This is a genomic window from Streptomyces sp. NPDC005151 (assembly GCF_053599875.1).
Genome location: NZ_JBSFYR010000161.1, coordinates 1 through 8,746 on the forward strand (window position 1 = coordinate 1; position 8,746 = coordinate 8,746).

The window sequence follows — 8,746 nt, forward strand, 5'->3', positions numbered from 1 at the left end:
TGACGAACTACCCAGCGTCACCAAGGGTGAAATCCACCCAAACCAACCACGGCGAGCTCCTGACCAGCAGGGTTCTGCTAATTCACCGGCATTGCTCTGACCTGCGGGTTCGACTGGTGTGCATTATGTGCGGTGTGGGCGTTACGGGCGATACCTTGACGCTGACTGGAGATGGCTCGGGCGCAGGGCATCGACAGCAGGACGGCACGCGGGTCGCGGTAGAAGAGGACCGCGGCGTCGTCCTGAGCGAGCGGCTGCGTGGCCACGATGTGCGTGATGACCTTTCGGCGACGTGTCTGCACCTGATCCACGGCGACCCGGCGGAGGATGGTGAGAGTGTTCGATGCGCCGAGTAGTACTGGTTGTGCTGCCTGTTCCGGCGTCTCTCCGACCTCCATCGAGCCTGTCGGGAGCATGAGGTCACCGTGCCCGGTGATATCGACGAGGAGCAGGTCGCTCACGTCACGCTTTCCCGGGAATGGCCTCGTCCACCCATTCCGACCCCTCAAACGCCGCCCTGGCCCGCCTTCTGGCGAACTTCACAGCCGGGCGCGGGATGAATGCGCACTGCGAAGAGTATTCGGGTCGCTACGGTGCGAACTCGCGGACGGCGTCGCCCAGGCGGGTCAACAGTTGTCGGCAGTCGGGTAAAGTGGGTTTGTCCGGGCCTATAACCGCAGCCAGGCCGCCGGCGCACCACTTGGTGTTGTCATGCGAAGTCCGGCCCTCCGAATGGAGGAGGGTAGCGGAGATGAGGAAGCTCTGCGGGAAGGCGCCGGATGGGCGCGCTCGACCGCGGTTCTGGGCGGTGGCCCCCCTCTCGGCTTGGGGCTGGCGTGGCTCGGTAAGCTATGCTCCGGCAATCTTCTCACCTGGCGCTGGCAGGCTCCGTGGCCGTCGCGCATGCCTCGTAGAAGGCGTAACGGTTCACGAATGGAAGGACGACGATGGCGCGTTGCTCAATAGCGACGATTTCCTGGGAGCGTGTGCACCTCAGTCTCGTTGTGGCAGTCTCGGACTTTACCGGAGATCCTAGTGCTCTCCGCTTCCTGATTGTTGACGACGGGCGCGAATTCCCGGTGAATTCTCGGCAAATCGACGCCGAACAGCACCGCTTGGAGATCAACGTCACCAACTTCAAGAACCGGCGCCAGGTACCCGACGGTACGTGGCGGATCGTCCCGGTGGTCGGTGATGAGCGACTGCCTGCCGCCACCTTCGATCTGCAGGCCACGGACCGGCTCGATGTCGACTCCCGCGTCTTCCTCTACGATCGCAACCGCTCCGTGTACGCGATCACGTTCGGGCTTTCGGACGACGACGAGAACCCCGAGTTCCTTATGCGGACGTACCAGTTGTTCCGCAGTGCGGGGCCGAGCAAGAACAAGGTGAAGAAGCCGCTCGGCAAGCGAATAGCGCTGAAGGTGCTGCCGCGGGCCCGGCGCCGCAAGATCGCCAACCGCTTCTACTGGGCCGCGCGCCGCCTGAATCCGCCGCGCGGCAACCGGATTCTGTTCGCCTCCGAAATGCGCACCGGCCTCGGCGGCAACCTGGCGCGCGTCCACGACCGGATGATCGAGCGGGACCTCGACAAAAAGTACACGTTCCGCCGCTCGTTCCGAATACCAGCCACGGCGAACAAGTGGAGCACGCTTCGCCTCATCTACCTGCTCGCGACGTCGGACACCGTGCTGATGGATGACTACTTCGGGCTTCTCGGAAACCTGAGCATTTCGCCGGATACCAAGATAATCCAGCTCTGGCACGCCGGAAGCGGCTTCAAGGCGGTCGGCTACAGCCGGTTCGGAAAGTACGGTTCGCCGAAGCTGTCCAACGCCCACCGCAAGTACACCTACGTCATCACCGGGTCCAAGCACCTTGTGCCGGTGTACGCCGAGGCGTTCGGCGTCGAGGAGTCGGCGGTCGTGCCGACCGGCCTGCCCCGCATCGACACGTTCCTCGATGAGGAGCATTCCCGGAAGGTCACCGACGACTTCTTCGCCTCCTACCCGCAACTCCGGGGCAAGAAGATCGTGCTGTTCGCGCCGACCTTCCGCGGGAAGAGCATAGGAGACGCGCACTACGACTACGGCCGCATCGACTTCGCGAAGCTCCACGAGGTCTGCGGCGACAAGTACGTCGTGCTCTTCCGGATGCACCACTTCATCACGGAGCCCCCGCCGATCCCCGCCGAGTACTCGGACCGGCTGATGAACTTCGCGTCGTTCCCCGAAACCAACGACCTGCTGCATGTGACCGACGTACTCGTCACCGACTACTCGTCGGTCATCTACGAGTACACGCTGCTCGACAAGCCGATCCTGTTCTACGCGTACGACAAGGACACGTATTCGGTGATCCGCGGATTCCACCGCGACTACGACACCGTCGCCCCCGGCAAGATCTGCGCGACCTTCGACGAGCTGCTCAAGGCTCTGCAGAACGAGGACTTCGACATCTCGAAGGTCGAGGAGTTCCGGCGGGAGAACTTCGACTACGTCGACACCAACTCGGCGGACCGCGTGATCGACTGGCTGGTGCTCGGAGATCACGGTGACAGAGAGACGGGCGGTCCGCACCGGTGGCTCGATCCCGTCTCGGACAACACGGCGGTGGGCGACCAGCCGCTCAGCGACCAATCGGAGGAATGAGTTGTGAACGTTGCCCTGCTTTTCGCCGGCGGCATCGGGTCGAGGATGAACACCCGCGCCCTCCCGAAGCAGTTCCTGGAGGTCCACGGCAAACCGATCATCATCCACACCCTTGAGCACTTCGAGGCGCACCCCGAGATAGACGGCATCGCCATCGCGATACTCGCCGAATACCGCGAGCTCATGATGAAGCTGCTGAAGCGGTACGAGATCCAGAAGGTCAAGTGGATCATCGACGGCGGCCGGACCGGTCAGGAGTCGCGGCACAAAGCCCTCAAGACGGTTGCCGCGGACTGCCCCGATGACACCGTCGTGCTGATCCATGACGGTGTGCGGCCGCTGATAGACGCGAAGTTGATCAGCGCCAACATCGAGACGGTCCGGGAGCACGGCTCGGCCATCACCTGCACCAAGTTCAACGAGACCGTGGTGTCGAGTGAGTACGACCACATCGACGACGTGATCCCGCGCGACCACATATACGCCGCCCAGGCCCCGCAGAGCTTCCAGCTCGGGGAGATCCTCTCGCTGTACGACCGGGCGGTCGCGGAGGGCGAGCACGACACCATCGATTCGTGCTCCCTCATGCACCGGTACGGGCGCAAGATCTACCGGGTGGTCGGCCCCCGCTCGAACATCAAGATCACGACGGCCGAGGACTTCTACCTCTGCCGGACGTTCTTCGAGATCCTTGAAGACCAGCAGATCGTAGGTACGTGATTTCAGTGACCACCGTTTCCAGCCCGGTCGTGGCGCACGACCTTGATGAGATCCTTGACCGTGACCTGCCGTGGAGTGAGCTTTCCGGCCGCACCGTGCTGGTCACCGGGGCGAGCGGCATGCTGCCGTCGTACGTCGTCTACACCCTGCTCGCATTGAACGACCGGCACGGCGCGGGCATCACTGTGCACGGTCTGGTGCGGAACGAGGAGAAGGCCAGACGGCTGCTCGCGGACGTGCTCGACCGCCCGGACTTCCACCTCGTCGTCCAGGACGTGGCGACTCCGCTCGAACTGCCCGGCCCCGTCGACTACGTGATCCACGGGGCGAGCGCCGCGCGGCCCGCCCTGCACGGCAGCCAGCCGGTCATGACGATCAAGGCGAACCTGCTGGGCACCTTCCACCTGCTCGACCTCTGTGTGGCGAAGGCCAGCCGCGGATTCCTGCTGATGTCCTCGGCGGAGGTCTACGGTGCCCAGCCCCCGGAGACCGAGCTCATCGACGAGCAGAGTTATGGCGGCTTCGACATCCTCAACCCGCGGGCCTGCTACGCCGAGGGAAAGCGCGCCGCGGAGACGATCTGCGCGACCTACCAGGCGCAGTACGGCATCGACAGCCGCGTCGTCAGGTTCGGTCACGTCTACGGGCCGGGGATGGCGCTCGACGACGGGCGGGTGCAGGCCGACTTCGCGGCGAACGTGGTGACCGGCAAGGACATCGTGCTCAACAGCGACGGTTCCGGCGTACGGACCTACACCTACGTGGCCGACGCCATCGCGGGGCTGTTCTATGCGCTGCTCCGCGGTGACCAGGTGGCCTACAACGTCGCGGACCCGTCCGGTCTGGTCTCGATCCGGCGGTTGGCGGAGCTGTTCACCGAGGTGCGCCCGGAGCGCGGGCAGCAGCTCCGGTTCACCAATGAGTCCGACGCGCGCTCTTACAGCCTGACCAAGAAGCAGGGCCTGGACAGCGCGCGGCTTGCAGCACTCGGCTGGAGCCCGGTGGTCGATCTGCCGACCGGGCTGAACCGCATGGTGACGCATCTGGAGTCGAGCGCCCCGGGCCTATAGCGAATTCCGCGTCGGCACGCCAACGACACGGATCTACGGAAATCGCCAGGACGCAAATCGCCTCGGGCGCGGACGAAAGTCCGGGCCCGAGGCGATTTGACGCAGTGTCACTGAATCGCCGGACGTGGGCACTTCAGGAGGATCGATATTTCCTGGCGAGCCGCCGCACCGAAGTCGGAAGGTGCCGGACCAGCCACCGCTGCTGCGCCTTGGGCTGTGGCCGCACCACCGGTTTCTCCGAAACACCGTCGTCATCGGTGGGATTCCAGTACTGCGGGGATTTCTCGCCCTTGCGCGGATACAGCTCATTCGGGCGGCGAGGAACGACCTCGGGACGCTCCCAGGCGATGTCCCGCCGTACCACCCGCGCCGGTGCTCCCACCGCGATGCAGTTGTTGGGAATGGACGACGTGACGATGCTGCGGAAGCCGATCACCGAGCCGTTGCCGATGGTGACGCCGCCCATCACGACCGCGTGCTTCGCGATCCAGACGTGCTCGCCTACGACGATCGACTGGGACGGGTTCACGCGCTTCTCGGTGTGCACGTCGAAGATCGGGTGGGTGTCGTCGCCGCGCACCTCGATGTTCTTGGCGAACATCACGTCGGCACCGATCGTCACCGACACGCCTTCGACGGCGGAGATGAAGGCGCGGCCGGCACAGCCCACGTTCTCGCCGATCCAGATCCGGGACTCGTGCCCACAGCGCAGTTCGAAGCGGAGACCTGCGCGCTTCTTCGTGGTCTGCTCGATCTCGATCTGACCGTTGTCTCCCGAGAAGGTGACGAGCAGGTCCTTGATGTCCGCTTTGGGGCTTATGACGAGTCTGTTGTTCGATCCCTTGAATCGGATATCGATCTTGTCCTGACGGATCTCGCCGTCGTAGACGATCTCGTTTCCCTGATCGTCCTTGTAGCGCTCTAGCTTGTGTACTTGCAGCATCGTGATCTGAGGGGTGCCCTTGACCGGCTTAGGGTCGGACCTGCCCCTCGTACCTCCGTTCTGGCCTGCGATTTCGGCTTAAGCTATCAGGTGACTCTGTTGCTGAACCTTGGCGTGATCGAACCGATCGCAGGCGGCCGCCGGACTCGGGCCTGAGTGCACCCAGCCGTGGCTGTGCGGGGCCCGGGAGATAGATGAACTCGCCGTGTGTCCCGCCGCCCAGGGCACCGGGCTCGGAGCGTCCTTGCTGGAGACGATGACGGCGGGTGCTCCCGGAGGCCGGGCCTGGTCGTTGACCTCGGTCCGCTCGGCGCGGGCTATGACCTTCTACCGCCGCCGGGGCTACATCCAGGCCACCCACCCTGTGGGGCTCAAATACAGGATTCGGCTGCTGATCGGCGAGTTCGTAGCGGTATCAACTGGAGATCTGATACTCGTTGATGAGTCCGCCGAGGACTGCTCTGCGGTGGACGCGGTGCTCGGCGATGTCGATGGGGCGTGGTGGTCCGGCTTCGGCTTGTGATGGACAGAGTTGGCGCAGGGCGCGATGTGGCCTTTGCCCGTTGTAGTGCTCCAGGTAGCTGGTGAGGGTTCGGAAGACTTGGACCCAGCGGCGACGCGGTATCCCGTGTGAGAGCGCGGCGAACCACAGGCGGTCGGCTGGTTCGTAGCGCACGCGCGGGACCTGTCGGCGCAGGACCGCGTTCTCGTGCCGCAACACCAGCAACTCCGCCTCCTTGGAGACGTCACGCCGAAGCAGCAACACGGGCAGCGACAGCAGACGACGGGTGACGGCGTACACCGTGGACAAGATCACGCAACATGATCCCAGGCGGGGAAGAGCCGCTGCTCAGGGACCTGGGCTTCCGGTTCCTCACGGCGAAGGACTTCAATGCCAGAGGATGATTCGTGTTCTTGAGCCCCACAGGATGCTCGGCTATCACGCCGTGCACACCGAGGCCGTCGCCGCTCAAGCCGGAGGAACTGGGAAGAAGTACGCTCCCGGCGCCTACACTCGGTGATAACACAGGCTGTCAGTACCAGGGCCGTGTGTTCTGCGTGGGTAGTGCGCGCAGGGTGGGCCATCGTTCCAACAGGCGTACGGCCAGAGCCGCGCTGAGGTGACCGAGTGCGTGCAAATGGTCGTGGTCGCGGGTCAGGTCGGCGACCACGCCAAGTCGGTGGACGAGGCGTTCTCGGGCGGAAACGTAGCCCCACTCGAAGTCCTCCACAGGTACCCGTGCGAGGTGGTCGACGGACTCGCGGTGGGCGCGTTCGACGAGTGCGTCGCCACGGATCAGCCAACCGGCGCAGGCGTCAGCAAGATCGCCGGGAACGTCCCTGCCGGTGAGGTCGCGCCAGGTGGCACGGTAGACGGCCTCGGCTTCCGCGAGTGGCCCGGCCGTGACCGACATTGCGCACCAGCAGGTCGGGAACCCGATGCGGAAGTAGGCGAGTTCCACCAGGCCGTTGCCCAGCGACGCCTGCTCGAAGTCGACGAAGTGGACGCCGGCGGCGGTGCGCAGGTCGTTGCCGGGGCAGGGGTCTCCGTGCAGCAGTGCATTATGGGGCGCTGGGTCGAGCCGGTCGATCAGGCCAGCGAGTTCGTTCGGCACTCCGGGTGGGACTGGGACGTCAAGGTCCTTGGCGAGTGCGAGGAAGGACTCGGCGTCGGCGGCCGTCGGTCCGGACCAGGCGGGGAGCATTCCCGTGTCAGCTGGCCCGGTGAGCGTGTGCAGCCGGGCGAGGGACTCGGCGTAGCCGGGCATCCAGTCGTCGGCCGCGCCGAGGTCGTCCAGGTGTTCCAGGACCATCACGCGTGACGCCGCGTCCGTTTCAAGCAGTGCGGGCGCGACGGTCGGCCGGGTCGCCCGTGCGGCGAGCCGCAACGCGGTGACCTCCCGCGCATAGCGCGCATCCCCGTCGGGCCCGGTTCCACCTTCGTCGGCGATCTGTTTGACGATCACCCGGATACCACCGCGCAGCTCGACCCGCCACACCCGGGAGCGCGGGCTGCTGTCCAGGAGAGTGGCCTCCCTGGGGGATCCCAACGTGGAACGCAGCTCGTCACTGATCGGTACCCGGGTCGGCATGGTGGTCAGCGTAGGGCAATGCCACCCATGGCGCCATCATGATCCAGGTCGCCCTCGCCTCCGCCGCGGACGGGGCCGTACAGGTGTGGTCACCGCTCCCGGCGGAGTGGACAACGGGTCGAGGGCCGAGAACTGGATGCCTTACCGATGAGCCGGGATCTCGGATGCTGTGCGGGGTCACACGCCACCGTTCAGAGCAGTGAGACGGTTCTGCTGCTGCTTGCTCAGCTTCTTCTTCTGCTCGACGTTCTCGTGGTAAAGGTTGGCGGTCACCGTGGCCAGGGCGTCGAGCTTGCTCTGCAGCTCGGTGACCTTCTGGCTGGCTTTTCTGAGTCTTCCCTTCAGTTCAGCGATGGTCTCGTCGCGCTGAACCTCGCCGGGCGTACGGAGGACAGGTTGGGGGATTCGGGCGTTCCACTCGGCCAGGATGTCCTCGGCTCGGTGGACACTGGCATGGCTGACCTGGGCTTCGCGGGCCATCAAGATCCGCCATCGGAGTGTCCACACCGCAGGGGTCACCTCACACCATGGCCGCCGCCGCACAGAAGTTGGAGGCTATGCGCGACCGCGCAGCGCAGCCCTCCACCGTTTATCTCGGCATGCCCGACTTCCGCCGTGATGCCGGGCGAAGCAGTGCCGAGTCCGAGGGCTGAGCGCTGATGGCTTCCGACATTCGGCATGCGAAGCGCGTGATCTCGACCCGCGCCTCCCGGATTTCACGTCCTCCGTCGCTGCGGCCATGGGTAGCCAAGCTGCATGGCGAACTCCGCTGAGCCACCGCAGAGCTCCGCAGCCTCACGAGGGTCACCCGACAGCAGATGCTCGGCATGCACTTGCGCCTGAAGGGCCGGATCGCCGCTGGAGACGGCCAGCGACATCCGAAACTGCAGCCATGGGCGGTCGGCACCGATGGCGGAGCGAGCATCGGCGAGAGGAGGACCATCACTGCCGTAGGCACGCTGAGTGACTGCCGTGGGCGGGGTGGCTTTGAGACGTCCGACTCCGACATGGTCAGTTGTCGCGGAAGAGACCAGTCATCCCCGTGACCTGCAGTACTGGAGGGCTGTGTGTCGCTGACCTGCGGAGATGGTCTTTCGGCTGTTTCACGCTCGTGCTCGTTGATACAGCTGAAAATCCCAGAGAAGTCCCAGAGTGCTCCCAACGGTGACGGTGAACCGCCCCGGTTCGAGTAGAGGCTCGATTTCATGAAAGGATCGAGTCATGGCAAGACCTTCCCGTTACCCCCTTGAGCTCCGCCGCCGTGCGGTG

Annotated in this window: 8 protein-coding genes and 1 pseudogene; 4 read left to right on the forward strand and 5 right to left on the reverse strand. The window is 64.9% G+C overall.

The window, feature by feature from the left end; all coding sequences use genetic code 11:
• Positions 1-77 precede the first annotated feature (77 nt).
• Complete coding sequence (locus tag ACWD6R_RS38525) at positions 78-461, reverse strand: hypothetical protein (protein WP_451823014.1); 384 nt, start codon at positions 459-461, stop codon at positions 78-80.
• Positions 462-1,079: 618 nt separating this feature from the next.
• On the opposite strand from ACWD6R_RS38525, the gene ACWD6R_RS38530 reads away from it, so the two are divergent.
• From ACWD6R_RS38530 to ACWD6R_RS38540, 3 genes are read left to right on the forward strand one after another with little or no spacing between them, the layout of a single operon-like run.
• Positions 1,080-2,651, forward strand: coding sequence for a CDP-glycerol glycerophosphotransferase family protein (locus tag ACWD6R_RS38530; RefSeq protein WP_451823015.1), 1,572 nt, complete (start codon positions 1,080-1,082; stop codon positions 2,649-2,651).
• 3 nt (positions 2,652-2,654) lie between these two features.
• The gene (locus ACWD6R_RS38535; protein ID WP_451823016.1) at positions 2,655-3,371 is read left to right on the forward strand and encodes an IspD/TarI family cytidylyltransferase; all 717 of its coding nucleotides are present in this window, start codon (positions 2,655-2,657) and stop codon (positions 3,369-3,371) included.
• Positions 3,368-4,441 carry an NAD-dependent epimerase/dehydratase family protein gene (locus tag ACWD6R_RS38540; RefSeq protein WP_451823017.1) on the forward strand — a complete coding sequence of 358 codons (1,074 nt, stop codon included), beginning with the start codon at positions 3,368-3,370 and terminating at the stop codon, positions 4,439-4,441. The genes ACWD6R_RS38535 and ACWD6R_RS38540 overlap by 4 nt, the downstream gene beginning before the upstream one ends.
• A 133-nt stretch (positions 4,442-4,574) precedes the next feature.
• Here the strand turns inward: ACWD6R_RS38540 and ACWD6R_RS38545 are convergent, their stop codons facing one another.
• Positions 4,575-5,384 carry an acyltransferase gene (locus tag ACWD6R_RS38545; protein WP_451823018.1) on the reverse strand — a complete coding sequence of 270 codons (810 nt, stop codon included), beginning with the start codon at positions 5,382-5,384 and terminating at the stop codon, positions 4,575-4,577.
• 130 nt (positions 5,385-5,514) lie between these two features.
• Between ACWD6R_RS38545 and ACWD6R_RS38550 the strand changes: the two are divergent.
• Positions 5,515-5,748: pseudogene (locus ACWD6R_RS38550) on the forward strand (GNAT family N-acetyltransferase); the annotation flags it as partial.
• A gap of 51 nt (positions 5,749-5,799) precedes the next feature.
• Here the strand turns inward: ACWD6R_RS38550 and ACWD6R_RS38555 are convergent.
• The 3 genes from ACWD6R_RS38555 to ACWD6R_RS38565 form a co-directional block, all read right to left on the reverse strand.
• Entirely contained in the window at positions 5,800-6,201 is a 402-nt protein-coding gene (locus ACWD6R_RS38555) for an integrase core domain-containing protein (RefSeq protein ID WP_451823019.1), read from the reverse strand.
• A 217-nt stretch (positions 6,202-6,418) separates the two neighbouring features.
• On the reverse strand, positions 6,419-7,477 hold the full coding sequence (locus ACWD6R_RS38560; RefSeq protein ID WP_451823020.1) for an aminoglycoside phosphotransferase family protein: 1,059 nt from the start codon (positions 7,475-7,477) through the stop codon (positions 6,419-6,421).
• A 177-nt stretch (positions 7,478-7,654) separates the two neighbouring features.
• Complete coding sequence (locus ACWD6R_RS38565) at positions 7,655-7,957, reverse strand: hypothetical protein (protein ID WP_451823021.1); 303 nt, start codon at positions 7,955-7,957, stop codon at positions 7,655-7,657.
• Positions 7,958-8,746 lie beyond the last annotated feature (789 nt).

What these genes read in the sequence shown, in the direction of transcription:
- ACWD6R_RS38545 (WP_451823018.1), bottom strand. Translation starts at nt 5,384, where the DNA reads ATGCTGCAAGTACACAAGCTAGAGCGCTACAAGGACGATCAGGGAAAC.
- ACWD6R_RS38560 (WP_451823020.1), bottom strand. Translation starts at nt 7,477, where the DNA reads ATGCCGACCCGGGTACCGATCAGTGACGAGCTGCGTTCCACGTTGGGA.
- ACWD6R_RS38565 (WP_451823021.1), bottom strand. Translation starts at nt 7,957, where the DNA reads ATGGCCCGCGAAGCCCAGGTCAGCCATGCCAGTGTCCACCGAGCCGAG.